The 17942-nt window shown below is 66.6% G+C and carries 18 protein-coding genes; 9 read left to right on the forward strand and 9 right to left on the reverse strand.

Translation table 11 applies throughout. The annotated features are described in order from the left end of the window. Positions 1-34: 34 nt before the first annotated feature. Complete coding sequence (locus tag U5919_RS15445; protein WP_336025457.1) at positions 35-583, forward strand: GIY-YIG nuclease family protein; 549 nt, start codon at positions 35-37, stop codon at positions 581-583. A gap of 405 nt (positions 584-988) precedes the next feature. Here U5919_RS15445 and U5919_RS15450 read toward each other — a convergent pair whose 3' ends face one another. Further along, positions 989-1930, reverse strand: a complete 942-nt coding sequence (locus tag U5919_RS15450) for a PLP-dependent cysteine synthase family protein (protein ID WP_336025458.1) — start codon at positions 1928-1930, stop codon at positions 989-991. Between the two features lie 155 nt (positions 1931-2085). Here U5919_RS15450 and U5919_RS15455 point away from each other — a divergent pair, with 155 nt between their 5' ends. Further along, a complete protein-coding gene (locus tag U5919_RS15455; protein WP_336025459.1) occupies positions 2086-2472 on the forward strand; it encodes a thioredoxin family protein in 387 nt (128 codons plus the stop codon). Here U5919_RS15455 and U5919_RS15460 read toward each other — a convergent pair whose 3' ends face one another. Further along, the gene (locus U5919_RS15460; protein ID WP_336025460.1) at positions 2473-4680 is read right to left on the reverse strand and encodes a thioredoxin domain-containing protein; all 2208 of its coding nucleotides are present in this window, start codon (positions 4678-4680) and stop codon (positions 2473-2475) included. A 110-nt stretch (positions 4681-4790) separates the two neighbouring features. Further along, entirely contained in the window at positions 4791-6233 is a 1443-nt protein-coding gene (locus tag U5919_RS15465; RefSeq protein ID WP_336025461.1) for an outer membrane protein assembly factor BamB family protein, read from the reverse strand. 154 nt (positions 6234-6387) lie between these two features. Here U5919_RS15465 and purD point away from each other — a divergent pair, with 154 nt between their 5' ends. Both purD and U5919_RS15475 read left to right on the forward strand, forming a co-directional pair. Further along, complete coding sequence (gene purD / locus U5919_RS15470) at positions 6388-7686, forward strand: phosphoribosylamine--glycine ligase (protein WP_336025462.1); 1299 nt, start codon at positions 6388-6390, stop codon at positions 7684-7686. 78 nt (positions 7687-7764) lie between these two features. Further along, the gene (locus U5919_RS15475) at positions 7765-8313 is read left to right on the forward strand and encodes an acyltransferase (protein ID WP_425604224.1); all 549 of its coding nucleotides are present in this window, start codon (positions 7765-7767) and stop codon (positions 8311-8313) included. Between the two features lie 3 nt (positions 8314-8316). Here U5919_RS15475 and U5919_RS15480 read toward each other — a convergent pair whose 3' ends face one another. From U5919_RS15480 to proS, 3 genes are all read right to left on the reverse strand, one after another. Next, positions 8317-9150, reverse strand: coding sequence for a mechanosensitive ion channel domain-containing protein (locus U5919_RS15480; RefSeq protein WP_336025464.1), 834 nt, complete (start codon positions 9148-9150; stop codon positions 8317-8319). Beyond that, on the reverse strand, positions 9150-9965 hold the full coding sequence (dacZ, locus tag U5919_RS15485; RefSeq protein ID WP_336025466.1) for a diadenylate cyclase: 816 nt from the start codon (positions 9963-9965) through the stop codon (positions 9150-9152). Before dacZ ends, U5919_RS15480 begins: the two co-directional genes overlap by 1 nt. Before the next feature lie 151 nt (positions 9966-10116). Beyond that, positions 10117-11580, reverse strand: coding sequence for a proline--tRNA ligase (gene proS, locus U5919_RS15490; protein ID WP_336025468.1), 1464 nt, complete (start codon positions 11578-11580; stop codon positions 10117-10119). A 134-nt stretch (positions 11581-11714) separates the two neighbouring features. On the opposite strand from proS, the gene U5919_RS15495 reads away from it, so the two are divergent. Both U5919_RS15495 and U5919_RS15500 read left to right on the forward strand, forming a co-directional pair. Beyond that, on the forward strand, positions 11715-11978 hold the full coding sequence (locus U5919_RS15495; RefSeq protein WP_336025470.1) for an AbrB/MazE/SpoVT family DNA-binding domain-containing protein: 264 nt from the start codon (positions 11715-11717) through the stop codon (positions 11976-11978). Next, a complete protein-coding gene (locus U5919_RS15500) occupies positions 11978-12436 on the forward strand; it encodes a type II toxin-antitoxin system VapC family toxin (RefSeq protein ID WP_336025471.1) in 459 nt (152 codons plus the stop codon). Before U5919_RS15495 ends, U5919_RS15500 begins: the two co-directional genes overlap by 1 nt. A 12-nt stretch (positions 12437-12448) precedes the next feature. Here the strand turns inward: U5919_RS15500 and U5919_RS15505 are convergent, their stop codons facing one another. After that, the gene (locus U5919_RS15505) at positions 12449-12940 is read right to left on the reverse strand and encodes a DUF7984 family protein (protein WP_336025473.1); all 492 of its coding nucleotides are present in this window, start codon (positions 12938-12940) and stop codon (positions 12449-12451) included. A gap of 350 nt (positions 12941-13290) precedes the next feature. On the opposite strand from U5919_RS15505, the gene U5919_RS15510 reads away from it, so the two are divergent. The 3 genes from U5919_RS15510 (at position 13291) to U5919_RS15520 (ending at position 16292) form a co-directional block, all read left to right on the forward strand. Further along, positions 13291-15210, forward strand: a complete 1920-nt coding sequence (locus U5919_RS15510) for a beta-CASP ribonuclease aCPSF1 (RefSeq protein ID WP_336025474.1) — start codon at positions 13291-13293, stop codon at positions 15208-15210. 145 nt (positions 15211-15355) lie between these two features. Then, positions 15356-15763: a methylglyoxal synthase gene (locus U5919_RS15515; protein WP_336025475.1), complete on the forward strand. Its 408-nt coding sequence runs from the start codon at positions 15356-15358 to the stop codon at positions 15761-15763. Positions 15764-15809: 46 nt separating this feature from the next. Beyond that, positions 15810-16292, forward strand: coding sequence for a DUF7332 family protein (locus tag U5919_RS15520; protein ID WP_336025476.1), 483 nt, complete (start codon positions 15810-15812; stop codon positions 16290-16292). A gap of 13 nt (positions 16293-16305) precedes the next feature. Here U5919_RS15520 and U5919_RS15525 read toward each other — a convergent pair whose 3' ends face one another. Then, positions 16306-17181 carry an endonuclease III domain-containing protein gene (locus tag U5919_RS15525; RefSeq protein WP_336025477.1) on the reverse strand — a complete coding sequence of 292 codons (876 nt, stop codon included), beginning with the start codon at positions 17179-17181 and terminating at the stop codon, positions 16306-16308. 42 nt (positions 17182-17223) lie between these two features. After that, positions 17224-17670 (reverse strand): DUF371 domain-containing protein, encoded by a 447-nt coding sequence (locus tag U5919_RS15530; RefSeq protein WP_336025478.1) that lies wholly within the window; start codon positions 17668-17670, stop codon positions 17224-17226. Positions 17671-17942 lie beyond the last annotated feature (272 nt).

Genomic DNA, 17942 nt, shown 5'->3' on the forward strand with positions numbered 1-17942 from the left:
CACGGTTTTGGGCGTTCCACTTCTCGACTACGGTATGCGAGATGCAGACGCCGTGGCGGCGACCGACGATCCTCGACTCGTCGTCGTCGATCCCGCGGCCATCGCCGGTGGAACCGACCCGCTCGGAATCGGCGAGGGGACGGCACCGCCCGGGACCTACGTGCTGGTCTATTCGGTCGCCGCGCCGCTGACGGCCGAGGTCGGCGCGCTCGGTTCCGTGACGTTCGACGCCGGGGCGTGCGCGTACGTCGGGAGCGCGTTCGGCTCGAACGGCCTCGGCCGCGTCGATCGACACCGACGCGTCGCGGCCGGCGAACACGATGTCCAACACTGGCACGTCGATTACGTGGGAAGCCATCCGAACGTCTCGCTTGACGCCGTCGTTGTCGCACCGCACGCAGCCGTCGAGTGCCGACTGGCCACGGAACTCCGAGCGTCGGTCGACGCGTCGGCCGCAACCGCTTCACTCGATGGGTTCGGGGCGTCCGATTGCACCTGCGTCTCTCACATAGTCGCCGCATCCGACGCCGGAACGCTCCGCTCGACGGTTCGTGAGGCCGTCGCGCGACTCGTCCGAGAATGACGTACTGTTCACTCGCGGAGACAACAGTGCGAGTCGAATTCCGCGCTGTGACCGTCCGGGCAAGACGGTCACAGCGCGCTTGTAGCGAGCGCAGCCGTCGATTCGGCGGCCGTGCGGAGACACGAAGGCACCGTGTCACAGCACGAAACGCTACAATTTGCCGGTTGTCAGAGGCACCCCGGCACGAGAACTATTCGTCGTCCTGATACTTATAATCTCCCACTTATGTAACTGCACTATCGTCATCTGGCGATGATTTGAGACGGGACCGTCGATTCAGATGAGAGATCGTAGCTGAAAAGATCAGTTATTCAATGGTTTTACGGAATTAATTCGTAGCAGTGGTTACCGACTGTTCGCGCTGACTGAGAGGAAGCATCGAACTGTGTTCCATATATTCGGACGCTAATCGAACATCCCCGTCGACATATACCGCTCGCCGCTGTCCCAGAACACCGTGATAACCAGTGGAGTGTCCGTCGACACGCTGTCGTCACCGTCATCGTTTCCGTCTCCCGCCGGATCGGCGAGCCGTTCTGCGACGCGCTTGGCGGCGAGGTTCGACGCGCCCGACGATTGCCCGACCAGAATGCCCTCTTCGCGGGCCAGACGGCGACACTCGGCCTCGGCCTTCTCGATAGTCACGGTCTCGACATCGTCGAGGAGGTCACGGTCGAGATTCGGGCTGACGAACCCCGGCCCCATCCCTTGGAAGTCGTCAGCGCCGGGTTCGCCCCCGGAGAGGACCGCGTTGTCCGCGGGTTCGACGGCGACGATCTCCATCTCGGGGAACTCCTCGCGGAGCCGACGCCCGATGCCGGTGATCGTCCCGCCGGTCCCGACGCCCGCGACGAGCGCGTCGACGCTCCGATCGCCGATCTGTTCGAGGATCTCGGGGCCGGTCGTCAGGTAGTGCGCCTCCGGGTTCGCGGGGTTCTCGAACTGCCGGAGCTGGATCATCCCCGCCTCCTCTTCGAGTTCGTCCGCGCGGTCTTTCGCCTCCGAGATCTCGCCGTCGACGAGTTCGATGTCGGCCCCGTAGGCCTTCATAATCGCCCGACGCTCCGGCGACTTCGATCCCGGCATTACCACGGTGAGGTCGTAGCCCTTCGCGGCTGCGACGACCGCAAGGCCGATTCCGGTGTTGCCGCTCGTCGGTTCGACGAGCGGGTCTCCCGGTTCGATCGTCCCCTCCCGCTCGGCCCGCTCGACCATCGCGAGCGCCGGGCGGTCCTTCGCGGACCCCCCGGGGTTCTTCGATTCGATCTTCGCGGCTACCGTCGCGCCCGGCGGCGAGTCGACGCGGACCAGCGGCGAGCCGATGGTCTCCAGCACGTTCGCGTTCATCGACCCGACCTTCGTTACTCGGGCACAAGACGATGACGGCGTCGGCCGCGCGGTTCCGGTATCGAAGACGTGCGCCACCGATCACCGGATTCGCATCTCACACCACCGGCGTCATCTACCGCGGGATTTACGCCCTCGCCTGCCATACGAGGAGTATGTCCGAAGCCGACGCCGAATCCGGCACGCTCGAAACGATGCAACCGAACCCCGCGTGGGACGCCGACTCCCACGTCGACGCCGTCGAGGCGCTCTCGGAGGACGGCCTCGTGTTCCGCGTGTGGGGTGGCGACTGGTGCGGCGACTGCCGCGGCCAGCTCCCCGACTTCGGGGCCGCGCTCGCCGCCGCCGAGGTGCCCGCCGAACGGATCCACCACTACCCGGTCGAGAAGGAAGACGACGGCAGCAAGACCGGGCCGCTCGTCGAGGAGAACGACATCGAACTGATCCCGACCGTCGTCGTCGAACGCGACGGCGAGGAGGTCGCCCGATACGTCGAGGACGAGGGCGTCCCGATCGCCGTCTACCTCGCCGAACGGCTGTAGTTACGCGGTATTGCCGTCGCCATCCTCGGTCTCTCCGAACCATCCCAGCGCCTCCGCCAGCGAGTGCGCCGGCGGCGAGCACGTCCGCCCCTCGCAGACGTAGACCGTCGGCTCGCCGTCGCGCATCCCCCGCCCCTTCCAGATCGCTGGGATGTCGTCGAGTTCCAACGCATCGAGCCAGCCGCCGAGCTCGTCGTCGGTCGGCGGGCGCGGTGAGATCACGGCGTCGGGGAGGTACGTCGTCGCGAGCGACTCGCGAATCGGTTCCAGCAGCGGGACCGCCGCATCCGACTCCGGGGCCGCGACGACGACCTCCGCTCCGCCGCGCGCGCGTTCGTCGGCGGCGAGCGCCAGCGAGACGTGTTCGAGCGGTCGACCCCGAATCCGGTTCGCGTGTGTGTCGAGCACCGCGCCGGCGACCTCATCGAACCCCTCGTCGGGGGCAAACGCGTCGAGATCGAGAAGCAGTTTCGTCGCGACTCCGGCGCTGGATGGCGTCGACTGGTCCTGTAACTCCTGCGGACGCGTGACGAGTGACTCGCCGTCAGACGGCGTCATATACAGCGTTTTCGCATCGCCGTCGTAGAACTCGCTGACGACGACGCGAGCGAGCGCTCCCGCGAACGCGAGGTGGTCGACGTCGCCCGTCGCCTGATACAGATCGAACGCGCCGCGCGCGAGGAACGCGTAGTCATCGAGGTAACCGTCGCCTTTCACGTCGCCGTCCTTGTACCGGCGCGCGAGGCGTTTCTCGTCTCCGTCCCACAGGTGCTCGCGGACGAATCCGAGCGCGTCAGCGGCTAATTCGGTGTACGAATCGTCGCCGAGCACGAGGCCACCGCGAGCCAAGCTAGAAATCGCGAGGCCGTTCCACGACGCGAGGATCTTCTCGTCCCGAGCCGGACGGACGCGCCCCTCACGCGCCGCGAACAGCGCCGGTCGAGCCTCGTCGAGTCGGGCGACGATCTCCGCCTCGCCGCAGTCGTACGCGTCGGCGAGGTCCGGAATCGACGCGTCGATCGTGAGCACGGTTTCGCCCTCGAAGTTGCCGCCGGGCGTGACGCCGAAGCGATCCAGCGCGATCTCCGCCGTTCGCTCGTCGTCGATCGCCTCTTGGACCGCCTCTGGCGTCCAGACGTAGTACTTGCCCTCCTCGCCCTCGCTGCGGGCGTCGAGCGTGCTGAAGAAGCCGCCGTCGTCGTGGCGGAACTCCCGCGCGAGGAAGTCGAACGTCTCGCGGACGATCGTCGCGTACGAGTCCCGGCCGGTGAGCTGGTAGGCCGCGAGATACGCCCGCGGGATCTCCGCGTTGTCGTAGAGCATCTTCTCGAAGTGCGGGACCGTCCACTCGCGGTCCGTCGCGTAGCGGTGGAAGCCGCCGCCGACGTGGTCGTAGATCCCGCCCGCCGCCATCGCGTCGAGCGTCGTCGTCGCCGCCGAGCGCGCCTCGTCGGTTCCGCTGTGCGCGTACGACCGCAGCAACGCCTCGATCCGCCCGGGCTGGGGGAACTTCGGCCCGCCGGAACCGAAGCCGCCGTGCTCGCGGTCGGTCGCGCGGAGCGCCGCTTTCGCGACGTTTCCGAGCGCGCCGCCGTCGTCTCCGCTCGCCGATCCCCCGACCGTCGAGGACGCCGCGGGACCGTCGCCGGTGTCCGATTCGCCGGGGTCAGTCGTCTCTAGGTTGTCCCGCAGCGCGTCGGTCCACTGCTGCGCGCGGTTCTCGATCTCCTCGCGGTCGGATTCCGAACCCCACGAGTCGGCGAAAGAGCGACAGACGTCCAAGAACCCGGGGACGTTCCCGCGCTGGGGGTTCTCGTTCTTCGGGAAGTACGTGCCGACGTAGAACGGCTTTCCCTCCGGTGTGAGCCACACGGAGAGCGGCCAGCCACCGCCGCCGGTGACGAGCTGGCAGATCGTCTGGTACACGCGGTCGAGGTCCGGGCGCTCCTCGCGGTCGACCTTGATCGGGACGAAAGAGTCGTTGAGAACGGCGGCGACTTCCTCGTCCTCGAAGCTCTCCTCGGCCATCACGTGACACCAGTGGCAGGCCGAGTAGCCGATCGAGAGGAAGATCGGACGGTCGGTCGCCTCCGCGGCGTCCAGCGCGGCCTCGTCCCACGGCTGCCAGTGCACCGGGTTGTCGGCGTGCTGGCGGAGGTACGGGCTCTGTTCGTCGGCCAGCCGGTTACGCCCAAGAACGTCGTTCATACCCGATACACCGCGCCGCGACGACTAAAGGCCCGTGGAGATGCCGCGGTGGTGGCGGCTCGGGGCGGTAGCTTGGCGGCGATTCAGGGCGACAGGGCGGCGGAGACGACTCAGAGCGATAGCGCGTGCAGGTTCGACTCGCCGTCGGCGAGGTAGGCGGTGCCGTCGAGACCGATCGCGTCGAACACCGTGTCTATGCCGCGCGCGGCGGTCGCCTCGCCGTCGCCATCGACCGCGTACACCGTCTTGAACGGCTCGTCGGCCGTTTCGCCGGTGATGGCGGTCGCGACCATCGCGTCGGCCGTCGCGGCCTCCGGCCAAGCGTCGTTCGACGGAGGGGCGAACGTCCAGCGCTCCGCGCCCGAGACGTCGTACGCCGTCGCGGCGTCCGCGCCGACACCCGACCGCGTGTAGAGCGCGTCGCCGTCGGGGGCCAAGAGGAGCCACTGCCCGTAGTCGTCGTCGCGCCAGACGACCGACCCGTCGGTCTCGACCGCAAGGACGGCCTCGCCGCCCGCGTACAGTCGGTCGCCGTCGAGGAGGAGCTCTTCGACCGGCGCGTCGAGACGCCAGTCGACGTCGCCGTTCGGCGCGACGCCCGACAGCGTCGCGCCCTCGCCCGCGCCCGAGAGGACGAACAGGCGGTCGTCGGCGACTTCGACCCACGTGGCGGGGGTAGCGTCGAGCGCGAACCGGTCGTCGCCGTCTCGATCGAGCCCGGCGAGGCGATCGTCAGTGGCGACGCAGGCCCCCCGCGAGGAGACGGCGACGTCCCGGACCGCGGTGAACTCCCGCTTCCACGCGAGCCTCCCGTCGGTCGCGTCGATCGCGTAGACGACGGTCGCCAGCGGCTCCTCGGGCGTCTGGTGGCTCGTCGGCGTCACACCCGGCGGTGGGAAGAACTCCAAGCCGCGGGCGACGACGAGACCTTCAGAAACGCCCGCGACTGCGAGTTCGCGATCGCGCTCGAACGTCCAGCGGCGATCGCCGCTCGCCCGGTCGAACGCGTGCAGAGCTGTCCACTCACGCTCGTCCGCCGCACCCGCGACGGCGTACAGGGCATCGTCGGTCAGTGTCACGCCCCAGCCGCCGCGGGCGATCCGGCCGTAGGCGGCGTGGGAGCCGCCGACCGCCTCACCCTCCATCTCGCGCCGCCAGACCGTCGACCGCTCGGCCGGGTCGATCGCCGCGACGGCCGACGATCCCTCGTCGTCGCTCAGCGTCGCGTACAGCAGGTCGGCGTCGGTATCGCCCGACGCGGTCGCCTCGTCGACGTCGAGACCGAGGACGTTCGAGTCGTCGAAGGAGACGGTCCAGTCGGGCGTCCACTCGGGCAGGTCGCCCGGCCTCGTGGTGGGGCCGTCGTCCAGCGGCGGCGCGTCGTCCGCGGGCGAGGCGTCTGCGGGAGCGGCCTCGGTGGGATCGGCGGCGTCTCCGCCGCGTTCGCCGAGGCAGCCGGCCGTTCCGAGCGTCCCGGCGACCGCCCCGGCACCGAATCGGAGGAACCGTCTGCGGGAGACAGTGGGCGTACCTGTGGGAGAGCGGGAGACCATACGAGTATCCGCGAGGTGCGACGGAAAGGGTCTTCTGGTGGGTCAAACGGCTGTTTGACGGATTCCGTCCGCCGCTCAGAAGTATACATAAAAGTGCACACATTCATCCGAGAGAAGAGCAACCTTTACACTCTCCTGCGTATGTCCTCCGGGTATGTCAGAGACGGAGACGGTGCTTCTCGTCGGCGGCGGCGGACGCGAGCACGCGATCGCTCGCGCGCTGTCGACGGACTCGGCGTGCGAACTGTACGCGTGTGCGAGCAACCGGAACCCCGGAACCGCGGCGCTCGCGGCGGGGTTCGAGACGGTTTCGGAGACCGACGTCGACGGGATCGTCGCCTACGCGACCGACATCGACGCCGACCTCGCGGTCATCGGGCCCGAGTCGGCGCTCGAAGCGGGCGTCGCGGACGCGCTCGACGACGCCGGGATCTATACGTTCGGTCCCGACGCCGACGCGGCCCGGATCGAGACGGACAAGGCCTTCCAGCGGGAGTTTATGGAGGCCGAGTCGATCCCGGGCTGTCCAGACTACGCCGTCTTCGAGGACACCGAGGCCGCCTGCGAGTACATCGAAGCCTCCGACGTCGACCTCGCGGTCAAGCCCGCGGGCCTCACCGGGGGCAAGGGCGTGAAGGTCATCGGCGACCAAGTCGACCGCGAGGGGGCCAAACAGTACCTCCGCGAGAACGACTACGACGAGGTCGTCCTCGAAGAGCGCCTGATCGGCGAGGAGTTCACCGTCCAAGCGTTCGTCGCCAACGGTGACGTCCGACCGACCCCGGCCGTGCAGGACCACAAGCGCGCCTACGAGGGCGACGAGGGTCCGAACACCGGTGGGATGGGAAGCTACAGCGATGCCGGTCCCGAACTGCCCTTTATGACGAGCGAGGACTACGCCGACGCCGTCGAGATCCTCGAAGCCGTCGTCGACGCCCTGCCCGAGTATAAAGGGGTCCTCTACGGCCAGTTCATGCTCGGCGCGGACGGCCCGAAAGTCGTCGAGTTCAACGCCCGTTTCGGCGACCCGGAGGCGACGAACACGCTTCCCGTCCTGAACACCTCGTTCCTCGACGTGCTCACGGCCGCTCGCGAGGGCGAGTCGCTGCCGCAACTGGAGTTCGCCGGGAAGGCGACCGTCTGCAAATACGCCGTGCCTGACGGCTACCCGACAGATCCGAAGAGCGGCGCGAAGATCACCGTCGACGAGGAAAGCGTGGGAGATGCACTCCTGTTCTACGCCAGCGTCGACGAGCGCGAGGACGGCCTCTACACGACGACCTCGCGCTCGTTCGCAGTCGTCGGCGTCGCCGACTCGATCTCGGAGGCCGAGGCGCAGGCCGAAGACGCCCTCGCGGCCGCGGGCGACGGCCTCCGCGTCCGCCACGACGTCGGCAAGGCGGCCCTCGTCCAGCGTCGGATCGATCATATGAACGAACTCCGCGGGGAGTAAGAGCGCGGGCAGCGGCCGGATCTCCCTCCGGCACGATCGACGAGCGAACTTTTTGCTATCCGGCGTGAACGGGCAGCCGTGAGCGACGACGACACCCGCAGACACGACCGCCTCCAGCGACACCCGACGCCCGGCCCGTCGAACTCGCTGCGGTATTGGACCGACGCGAAGCCCGTCTGGCGGGTCGTGCTCAACTACCTCCTCGTGTGGGTCGCGCGCATCGCCCCGTCGCTCCGCGCGCGGAGTTGGGCACTCCGTCGGCTCGGCGTCACCGTCGGCGAGGGCGTCTCGTGGGGCCTCGAAGCGACGCCGGACGTGTTCTGGCCCGAACTGATCACGCTCGGCGATCACGTCGTCGTCGGCTACGACTCGGTGATCCTCTGTCACGAGTTCTTACAGGAGGAGTACCGGACGGGCGAGGTCGTCGTCGGCGACCGCGCGATGATCGGCGCGAAAGCCGTCATCCTCCCGGGCGTCCGGATCGGCGAGGGCGCGCAGGTGGCCGCAAACTCGCTCGTCACGCGTGACGTGCCGCCGGGTGTGACGGTCGCGGGCGTGCCGGCGCGGCCGATGGGCGGGAGCGACGACGGAGACGCGGCACCCGGCGTGGCGGATCGAGACGCCTAGCCGTCAGTCTCGAAACCGCACGACGCCCTCCTCGAAGACGGCGCTGTTGGGAACGATGAACTCCTCGCCGTCGTTCTCGACGTGGGTGACGAACAGGTTCACTTCTTGGACGATCCCCCGCCGCTGGCCGATGGCGACCTCGTCGCCGATCGAGTAGGGTTGGTTCAACAGTAGGTACGATCCGGCGGCCCCGGATTTCAGCAGATCCGAGAGCGCGATGGCGGTGAGCGCCACGAGCGCGAGAAGATACACCGCGAGGAGGACGACGAGCGCGAGCGTGGCGACGCCGAGCTGCGAGAGCGCGACCAAGATCGCGATGTAGAAGACGGTGAACTTCGCGACCCGGGGAAAGACGCCGATCTGCGGGAGCTTGATCCCGGTGAGCCGTTCGCCGACCATCAGTTGGACCTTGTCGCCGACGACGACGCCGACGATGAGGATGACGACGGCGAAGAACAGCTGCGGGACGAATTCGACGGTGCGACTCCAAAAGCTCGCCGCGACGGTGATGTTCGCGATCGAGAGGAGCGCGAGGAAGGTGATCCCGAGGACGAAAAACCGGACGAGCGTCCCGAGCACCTCGACCGTCGAGGTGTCGAACTCGCGGGCGGTCCGCTCGAACGCCGTTCCCTCGATCGCCTCGGGGACGCCGAACCTGACCAGTAGGCGGGTCGTCAGCAAACCGAGCACCAGCGCGGCGAGGACGCCGATAACCGCGACGAGCAGCGCGGCCCACATCGCCTGCGGGACGGCATTAACGACGTCCGGCAGCGGGCCGAGATCGACCTGCATCGATGCGACGCTCGTCGTCGACTGCGTCGGTTCGAATCCCGCCATCAGTACTCCTCCGGATCGATCTCCAGAATGATCTGACCGCCCTTGAACGCCCGCACGAGACCGTCGGACTCAGAGAGGACGATCGCCGTCGCGTTCGTGTCGCGGGTGATCGCCGCGCCCGCCATATGCCGCGCGCCGAGTCCCTTCGGGATGTCGACGCCCTCGGCGGCGGGTTCGAGGTAGCGGTAGGCGCTGACGATCTTCCCCGAGTCGCTTATGACGAACGCGCCGTCGAGTCTGGAGAACTCCTTGAGCATCACGTTCACGATCGGGTCGCCGACGTGGACGTGGGACTTCTCAAAGGGGTTGTAGCTGAGCGGCCGGGACTTGTTCATCACCTTTCCGGCGTCGCCCACGACGAACAGCGCGCCGACGGGTTTGCCCTTCTGGCCCTTCTTGCCCAGCTCGATCGCGACCTCGAAGACGTCGCGGATGACGCTTGGGTCCGCCCGCGAGTTCGCAAAGAGGTCGTAGATGCCCGAGCGCATTCCCTCCTCGACGCGGACTCGCACGACGCCGTCGGGGTCGCCGTCGAAGATCCGGACGCTGCAAGCGACGATGTCGCCCTCCTCGACGAGTCCCTGTTCGAGCGCGCCCTCGACGCCGAATCTGATTCGATCCCGGACGTTATCGAAATCCAGCGGCAGTTCGACGTACGTCTCGGCGTCGACGTCGTTCGCCGGCGCGACGACGACGACATCTTCGTCGGTGTCCGCGTCGGCGAATCGTTCGTAGTGGGAACTGCTCGGCGAGAACAGAAACACGCTCTCGACGTCCGACACGACATCTCCCAAGAGGTCCGATAGCGCCGACATTGGTCCACGTACGGCGCGGGCGCTGTAAAGCGTTGTGGGACGTTCTCGCGGGTGATATCAGTCTGACATCCGTCTGACATACGTCGGACCTCATCGACGAGAGTCAGGTCAGTCGACGTTCAGATCAGACGGAGAGCGGATCGACCCCCGCTCAGTACGACTTCGCGAAGTACGCGGTTTCCGTGGCGTCGTCGCCGCAGATGGCACAGTCCTCGTCGTGGTGGATCCCCTCGTCGTCGTCGAGCGGGACCATCACGATCTCGGCGGCGATCTGGTCTTTGATCTCCGTCTCGCAGTCCTCCTCACCGCACCACGGGGCTTTCACGTAGCCGCCGTGCTGGCCGATCGTCCCGAGGATATCGGCACGGGAGTCGGCCTCGCGGACGTTCTCAGTGAGGTTCTCCTCGGCGGCGGCGTACAGCTTCGCGTACACCTCGTCGAAGTGCGAGTCGACCGTCTCGGCGATGTCCGCGCGGTCGACCTCCGTGGATTCGCCATCGGGTCGGTGGACGAGCGTGACCGTTCCGTCATCGGCCTCGTTGGGACCGATCTCCATTCGGATGGGGACGCCCTTCAGCTCCCACTCGTTGAACTTGAACCCGGGGTTGCGCTCGTCGCGGTCGTCGAGTTCGACCCGGACGCCGGCGCCTTCGAGCTCCTCGCTGATTCCCTCGGCGTATTCGAGGACGTCCTCCTTCGTGTCCGCCTGCCAGATCGGGACGATCACGAGCTGTTCGGGCGCGATGGCGGGCGGCAACACGAGGCCCTGATCGTCCGAGTGCGTCATAATCAGCGCGCCGATCGCCCGCCACGAGAGTCCCCACGAGGTGGTGTGAGCGATCTGGGAGTCCTCGTCCTCGTCGGTGTAGGTGATGTCGAACGCCTCCGCGAACGACGTCCCGAGGTAGTGAGATGTCGCCCCCTGCACGGACTTGCCGTCGGGCATCAGCGCTTCTACTGTGGTTGTCGTGTCCGCGCCGGGGAACTTGTCGTGTTCGGGCTTCGCGCCGCGCAGGACGGGCATCGCGAGCAGGTCCTCGTAGGTGTTCTCGTACTGGTCGAGCCGCCGCATCGTCTCGTTCCACGCGTCCTCGCGGGTCGCGTGCGCGGTGTGGCCCTCCTGCCAGAGGAACTCCTTCGTCCGGAAGAACGGCTTGGTCTCGGTCGCCTCCCAGCGGACGACCGACGCCCACTGGTTCACTCGCAGGGGTAGATCGCGGTGGCTGCGGACCCACTGGGAGATGTACGGCGTGATGATCGACTCCGAGGTGGGGCGCACGGCGAGGCGCTCTTCGAGCTCTTGGTTGCCCGCCTTCTCGACCCACGCGACCTCGGGGTCGAACCCCTCGACGATGTCCTTCTCGCGTTCGAGGTAGCTTTCCGGAATAAACAGCGGAAAGTAGGCGTTCTGGACGCCGGTCTGCTTGAACAGACCGTCGAGGTGACCCTGAATCCGTTCCCAGAGTTCGTAGGCGCGCGGTCGCGTCACGATGAAGCCACTCATCCCCTCGGGCGCGTAGTTCGCGAGGTTGGCCTTCTGGACCACCTCGGCGTACCACTCGCCGGTGTTGTACTCCTTCGACTCGGTGATGCCGAGTTCCTGCTCGTCGCTCATTACGTGTTTCGAGCCCCACGGCGGTCTTAAATCCCCTGAAGCGGTCGGGTCGACACCCGAAGCATCGAAGTCGACCAAAGCAATCACGTGGATTTTTGGTGATCTAAATAGTACGATTATCGTGTGGTGATTGTATGAGTTCGACAGATTCTGGGACGGGAGACGAGTACGGCGAGGCCGAAATCAACGACCGTGGTCGGTTGACGATCCCGAAGGCACTGCGGGAGGAGCTCCACATCGAGGGAGGAACGACGTTCACCGTGATCAGGGAGGGGGGCGACATCCGTCTCGTCAGACAGCTGCCTGAGTTGCAGACCCTCTCTTCGGGGAGATCAACGGAAGAGTGGAAGGACGACGCGTTTCGGGACGCCGGCGAGGCGACGTTCGGGGGACGGTGATGCGCGTTCTCCCCGACATCAACGCGCTCGCGATCCAGTTGATCGACGATCATCCGGGACACCCGTACGTCGCAGAGCGACTCGTTCCGGCCCTCGAAGGCGATCGGACGCTACTGATGTTCGGATACCTTCCGCTTCGCGTGCAGTGGGTTCTCGAAGAACTCGATTTCTCGACCGTTCAGGCTCGAAACGCCGTGACGTCGCTGCTTCAATACCCGATGGAATCTGTCGAAGTCACCCCCGAGACGGTTCTCGACGCCTACGAAATCAGCGCCGAAAAGAACCACGATGTCTACGACTGTTTTTACGTCGCCCTCGCGCGGCGTGCGAACGCCGATGCACTCGTCACGACGGATCGCGACTTCGAGACGCTCTGTGATGACGAGCCCTTCGAGTACGTGAATCCGGTCCCGCAATCCGTCTTATCGGAGTTCCACACCGTGAACGAGGACCGATAACCGCCGAAAGTATCAGTCCAATCGTGCTGGATCGACCCCGAACGGACTCTCCGCCTCCCGCCAGTCCCAGCCCGGCAGCCGGGTCTGAAAGCCCGCCGCGAGCGCGGCGTCGAGGTCGTCGACGCCCGCGCCGCCCTCCGTGTGCGTCGTCACGTCGGCGTAGTGGAACGTCGCCTGCGCGAGCAGCGACAGCGGCGTCCCGCCGGCGATGGTCGCCGCGAGCTCCCGCCCGAGCACCTCGTCGACGACGAATCCCGGGTAGTCGCCCTCGACGTCCAAGTCTCGGAGCAGCGCGACGTAGCCCGCGACGTTGACCGCGACCTCGCCGTCGACGAAGACCGCTTGGACCTCCTCGCGGTACGCCGTCGTGGAGACGCGGTCGACGTCGGTCTCGAACAGCTCCCCCAGTCGTCCGCGCGTCTCGTTGATCAGCGGGACGACCGTCTCGGCTCGGTCCCGGACCCACGTTGCTTCGTCCGCGACACGCTCTGGTGTGACCTTCATACGTCCCCTGAGACCCGCTCGGGGTTTCGGTTTTGCGAAGGCTTTTATACGCAGGCGGATCTATCTCGGAGCAAGCGGGTTTTCCCTGTCTCCCCACAGTCAGGACCGCCAGACATCGTCATTCGCGACGCACTACGTAGTCCTATGCTCTCTCACGCGACACCGTCGTTCCACCTCACTCACGAGAACCCGGCGGTTCACTCCACTCACACGAACCCGTCGGGCCACTCCACTCACGCGACACCGTCGCCGTCCCCCGACGGAGTGTGTGTGCGGTCGCGTCGACTGCAGCGACAGAGAACCCCGATCAACCGTCCGTCTGCGACGATCACGACGGAACGCTCTCAGTTATGAGTTCAGTAGATACGCAACTCGAGGAGTTGAAAGCAGAAGTCACAGCGGAGCTCCCCGCCGACATCTCCGTGTCGGACGTCACCTACGAGGGGCCGGAACTGGTCATCTACACGCGCGATCCGAAGCGGTTCGCCCGAAACAGTGACCTCGTCCGCGACCTCGCGGGAAAGTTCCGCAAACGAATCACCGTCCGACCGGATCCAGCCGCGTTATCGCCGCCGGACGAAGCGAGGGACCGAATTCTCGACGTCATTCCGGAGGAGGCGGGCGTCACCGACCTCGACTTCCACGAGGACATCGGCGAAGTCGTCATCGAGGCCCAAAAGCCGGGAATGGTCATCGGCCGTCACGGCGCGACGCTGCGCGAGATCACCCAAGAGGTCGGCTGGACGCCCGAGGTCGTTCGGACGCCGCCGATCGAGTCCTCGACGGTCTCGAACGTCCGCAACTTCCTCAAGCAGGAGCGCGACGAGCGCCGACAGGTCCTCGAACGGGTCGGCAGACAGATCCACCGCGAACAGCTCTCCGACGAGGAGTGGGTCCGGATCACGACCCTCGGCTGTTGCCGGGAGGTCGGCCGCGCGTCGTTCATCCTCTCGACCGCCGAGACGCGGATCCTCATCGACTGCGGCGACAAGCCCGGTTCCGACGACGCCCCCTACCTGCAGGTCCCCGAGGCCCTCGGCGCGGGCGCGAACTCGCTCGACGCGGTCGTGCTCACACACGCCCACCTCGATCACTCCGCGCTGATTCCGCTGCTGTTCAAGTACGGCTACGACGGTCCGATCTACACGACCGAACCGACGCGGGACCTGATGGGTCTGCTCCAACTGGACTACCTCGACGTCGCCGCCAAGGAGGGTCGCACGCCGCCCTACGAGTCGGAGATGGTTCGGGAGGCGATCAAACACACCATCCCGATCGAGTACGGCGACGTGACCGACATCGCGCCGGACGTGAAGCTGACGCTCCACAACGCCGGACACATCCTCGGCTCGGCGGTCACGCACTTCCACATCGGCGACGGCCTCTACAACGTCGCGTTCTCCGGCGACATCCACTACGACGACACCCGGCTGTTCAACGGCGCGGTCAACGACTTCCCGCGCGTCGAGACGCTCGTGTTGGAGTCGACTTACGGCGGCCGCAACGACTACCAGACCGATCAGGAGGACGCCGAACGGAAACTGATTGAAGCGATCAACGAGACGCACGACCGCGGTGGGAAGGTCGTAATTCCGGCCTTCGCCGTCGGGCGCTCCCAAGAGATGATGCTCGTCCTCGAGGAGGCGATGCGCACGGGGAAAATCCCGAGTATGCCCGTCCATTTGGACGGGATGATCTGGGAGGCGACCGCGATCCACACCACGTATCCGGAGTACCTCCGCGACGACCTCCGCGATCGGATCTTCCACGAGGACGACAACCCGTTCCTCGCCGACGAGTTCAACCACATCGACGGCGGCGACGACGAGCGACAGGAGGTCGCAGACGGCGATCCCTGCATCGTCCTCTCGACCTCGGGGATGGTCACCGGCGGCCCGATTATGTCGTGGCTGCGCCACGTCGGCCCCGATCCGGACTCGCGGCTGCTCTTCGTCGGCTATCAGGCACAGGGAACGCTCGGGCGTCGCATCCAGAACGGGTGGGACGAGATCCCGGTGGAAGGCGACCGCGTCGGTCGCTCGGACACGCTGCAATTGGAAATGGACGTCAAGACCGTCGACGGCTTCTCCGGGCACGCCGACCGACAGGGCCTCGAGAACTTCGTGAAGACGATGAACCCCCGTCCCGAGAAGATTCTCTGCGTTCACGGCGACGAGCGCTCGGTACAGGACCTCTCTTCCGGACTGTATCACGACTACAACCTGCGGACGTTCGCGCCGAAGAACCTCGAAACGTTCCGGTTCCGCTAATCTGGCCGCCGATCGCCCTCGCGAGTCGGGGCCGGACGGTTTTCGACGGGATTCGACGGGATTCGGGTTTCGACGGGACCCGACGGGATCCGACGGGACCAGACGCGACTACAACCTTCTTGGTCGACGACGGAGACGGTGAGATATGCGTCTCGCGCTGATCGCGCACGACGAGAAGAAACCGGACATCATCGAGTTCGCGCGGAACCGACGGGCGGAGTTAGAACGCTTCGACCTGATGGCGACGGGGACGACGGGCAAGCGACTACAGGAGTCGACAGGGCTCGATATCGAGCGAAAGCAGTCGGGGCCGTTCGGCGGCGATATGCAGATCGGCGCGGAGATCGCCGACGAGACCTGCGACGGCGTGATATTCCTGCGCGACCCGCTCACCGCACAGCCGCACGAACCCGATATCACCGCGCTGCTTCGGATCTGCGACGTCCACGCGATCCCGCTGGCGACGAATCTCGCGAGCGCGGACGCCGTCCTCGACGAACTCGTCCGGACGCTCGACGCCGGAGCGTCCGGACCGCGCGACTCTCAGGACTGAGAACCGCGCCGCGAGACTTAATCCGGAGAGCGTTCAACCGCTCGGTATGTCCCGCCGGCTCTCCATCGCCGTCCGCCTCGCGCTCGTGATCGCGCTCGTCGCCTCGGTCGCGACGGTCGGCATCGCACCGGTCACGGCGCAGTCGGGCGATTCCTCAACCGGTTCCGAGAGTACGGAGGAGGCTGACGACCGGCACTGTTTCCCCGGGGGCGGACACGACCTCGGGATCGGCGACGGGAACCCGCACATCGACGTGACCGTTCACACGTCGCTTTTCACCTCCGCGCCGCCGAGCGCGCTCGGCTTGTCCGCTCGGGGAGTCGCGCTCGACAGCGACATCGTCGAACTGCGAACGGGGGTCGTCTTCGAGGGCGTCCCCGACGGTGCGTCGGTCGACGCGGTCTGGAACGCCTTCGCGATCCTCTTCGACTATCAGCTCTCCTTACCGATGTTCGCAGACAGCGTCGACGACTCCACGTACGAACCGACCGGCGGGCCGGTGTCGGGCGTCGAGACGCGGGGGTGCTGATGCTGCTGTCGGGTCACTCAGCTGCGGCGTCAGCCGGGTCGACGACCGTCTCATCGACCTCGTCGACACCGACTCGGTCGCACAGGTCGTACAGTGGGCACGCCTCGGGACCGTCCAGACACGCCGGCTTTCGCGCCGTGCAGTACTCGCGGCCGAACTGGATCATCGCGGTGTGCCCAAAGCCGCACTTGGGGCCGGGCACGTCGGCTTCGAGGTGCTCGCGGACGGTCTCGTGATCCGCGTCCGCGGGCGCGAGACCCATCCGCCGCGCGATCCGGTGGACGTGCGTGTCGACGGGGAAGACGCCGCCGCGCCCGCCCGCGAAGAGGAGCACGCAGTCGGCGGTCTTCGGGCCGACACCGTGGATGTCGAGCAGTGCCTCGCGGACCTCGTCGGGGTCGCCCTCGCGCACGAACGCGTCGAATTCGTCTCGCCCGCCGTACTCCTCGCGGATGCGCTCGGCCGCGCCGACGATCATCTCCGACTTTTGATTATACAGCCCGGCCGAGGAGATGGTCTCGGCGAGTTCGGACTGTTCCGCGTCGGCGAGGGCCGTCACGAGATCGGCGTCGTCTTCACGGGTCGCGCCGCCCTCGCGGGTCGCTTCGCTCCCCGCTCGTGTCGTCGAGGCGCGCTGCGCCTCGCTCCCGTACCGCTCCATCAGCGCGTCGTGGGCGGGCTGGCTGGCGACGTCGCTTGTGTTCTGCGAGAGGATCGTCCGAACGAGCGACTCGAAGGCGTCCTTGCCGCCGTACGTCTTCTGCCAGTACAACTCGCCGAGTTCGTCGACGACGGCCTCCGCGCGCGTCCCTGTCTCGCCGGGTGCGAACGCGACCTCGACGCTCCCCTCTTCGCCGCCGCTGATGTTCTCTCGGGGTTCCTCGGGCATATCGATCCCTTCGCTGCCGGTGGAAAAAAGCCGTCGGCCGCGTCACTCCACGTCGACGACCAACTCGAATCGGAGGTCCGCACCGTCCGCGAGCGCGTCGACGAGGTCGCGGTCGAGGTCTCCGGCGGCAGCGCTGCCGCCGACCAGAACCGTCCGGTCGTCGACGTAGTCGCTCGTGCGACCGACGTGACTCCGCTCGTTCTCGAAGGAGAGTTCCGGGTCTCCCCGGCCGGTGATCGTCTCCTCGTACGTCTCGCCGCTCTCGGTCGTCGCGGTGAGCGTCACGGTGATCGTCGCCTCGGGATCGCGGCACGCCTCGACGAACGCGTCGTCGAAGTCCGCGGGCACGCGATCGGCCTCGACGGCGAGGATGCAGTCTCCGGCCGGGGTGAGCCAGTCGTCGCTCGTCACCTCGAGGGTGCTGCCGTGCCGTGCGGTCACGTTTTCGTGGCCACGCGCGCGGACGACTTCGCGCTCTCGCTCTCGCATACTGGACTGTCTGCGACGGGACGGTAAGTCTCGCTCGATCTTCCGCTCCGCGTCTGGTGTCCGTGTGAACTGATACCATCGCTCTTTATATATTCCACACAATCAGTGGGAAACACTCACACGGGGCGTACGAGGGGTGTGAGAGAGGTTTTCAGCCGCTCCGACTACCGGTAGATTTATATTTGGTAGACATCAATGAATAGTCACCAGAGCGCCTCCGGCGTTCCGGCGGCACAGCACGCAGAATGATCGGGAATTCTTATCCACGGTTG

Source organism: Halobellus sp. LT62 (genome assembly GCF_037031285.1).
GTDB classification, from domain to species: Archaea; Halobacteriota; Halobacteria; order Halobacteriales; family Haloferacaceae; genus Haloquadratum; species Haloquadratum salinisoli.

Bases quoted from the DNA above. Each gene is read 5' to 3' on its own strand.
- U5919_RS15445 (WP_336025457.1), top strand. From the start codon at position 35: ATGCGAGATGCAGACGCCGTGGCGGCGACCGACGATCCTCGACTCGTC.
- U5919_RS15450 (WP_336025458.1), bottom strand. From the start codon at position 1,930: ATGAACGCGAACGTGCTGGAGACCATCGGCTCGCCGCTGGTCCGCGTC.
- U5919_RS15455 (WP_336025459.1), top strand. From the start codon at position 2,086: ATGTCCGAAGCCGACGCCGAATCCGGCACGCTCGAAACGATGCAACCG.
- U5919_RS15460 (WP_336025460.1), bottom strand. From the start codon at position 4,680: ATGAACGACGTTCTTGGGCGTAACCGGCTGGCCGACGAACAGAGCCCG.
- U5919_RS15465 (WP_336025461.1), bottom strand. From the start codon at position 6,233: ATGGTCTCCCGCTCTCCCACAGGTACGCCCACTGTCTCCCGCAGACGG.
- purD (WP_336025462.1), top strand. From the start codon at position 6,388: ATGTCAGAGACGGAGACGGTGCTTCTCGTCGGCGGCGGCGGACGCGAG.
- U5919_RS15480 (WP_336025464.1), bottom strand. From the start codon at position 9,150: ATGGCGGGATTCGAACCGACGCAGTCGACGACGAGCGTCGCATCGATG.
- dacZ (WP_336025466.1), bottom strand. From the start codon at position 9,965: ATGTCGGCGCTATCGGACCTCTTGGGAGATGTCGTGTCGGACGTCGAG.
- proS (WP_336025468.1), bottom strand. From the start codon at position 11,580: ATGAGCGACGAGCAGGAACTCGGCATCACCGAGTCGAAGGAGTACAAC.
- U5919_RS15495 (WP_336025470.1), top strand. From the start codon at position 11,715: ATGAGTTCGACAGATTCTGGGACGGGAGACGAGTACGGCGAGGCCGAA.
- U5919_RS15500 (WP_336025471.1), top strand. From the start codon at position 11,978: ATGCGCGTTCTCCCCGACATCAACGCGCTCGCGATCCAGTTGATCGAC.
- U5919_RS15505 (WP_336025473.1), bottom strand. From the start codon at position 12,940: ATGAAGGTCACACCAGAGCGTGTCGCGGACGAAGCAACGTGGGTCCGG.
- U5919_RS15510 (WP_336025474.1), top strand. From the start codon at position 13,291: ATGAGTTCAGTAGATACGCAACTCGAGGAGTTGAAAGCAGAAGTCACA.
- U5919_RS15515 (WP_336025475.1), top strand. From the start codon at position 15,356: ATGCGTCTCGCGCTGATCGCGCACGACGAGAAGAAACCGGACATCATC.
- U5919_RS15520 (WP_336025476.1), top strand. From the start codon at position 15,810: ATGTCCCGCCGGCTCTCCATCGCCGTCCGCCTCGCGCTCGTGATCGCG.
- U5919_RS15525 (WP_336025477.1), bottom strand. From the start codon at position 17,181: ATGCCCGAGGAACCCCGAGAGAACATCAGCGGCGGCGAAGAGGGGAGC.
- U5919_RS15530 (WP_336025478.1), bottom strand. From the start codon at position 17,670: ATGCGAGAGCGAGAGCGCGAAGTCGTCCGCGCGCGTGGCCACGAAAAC.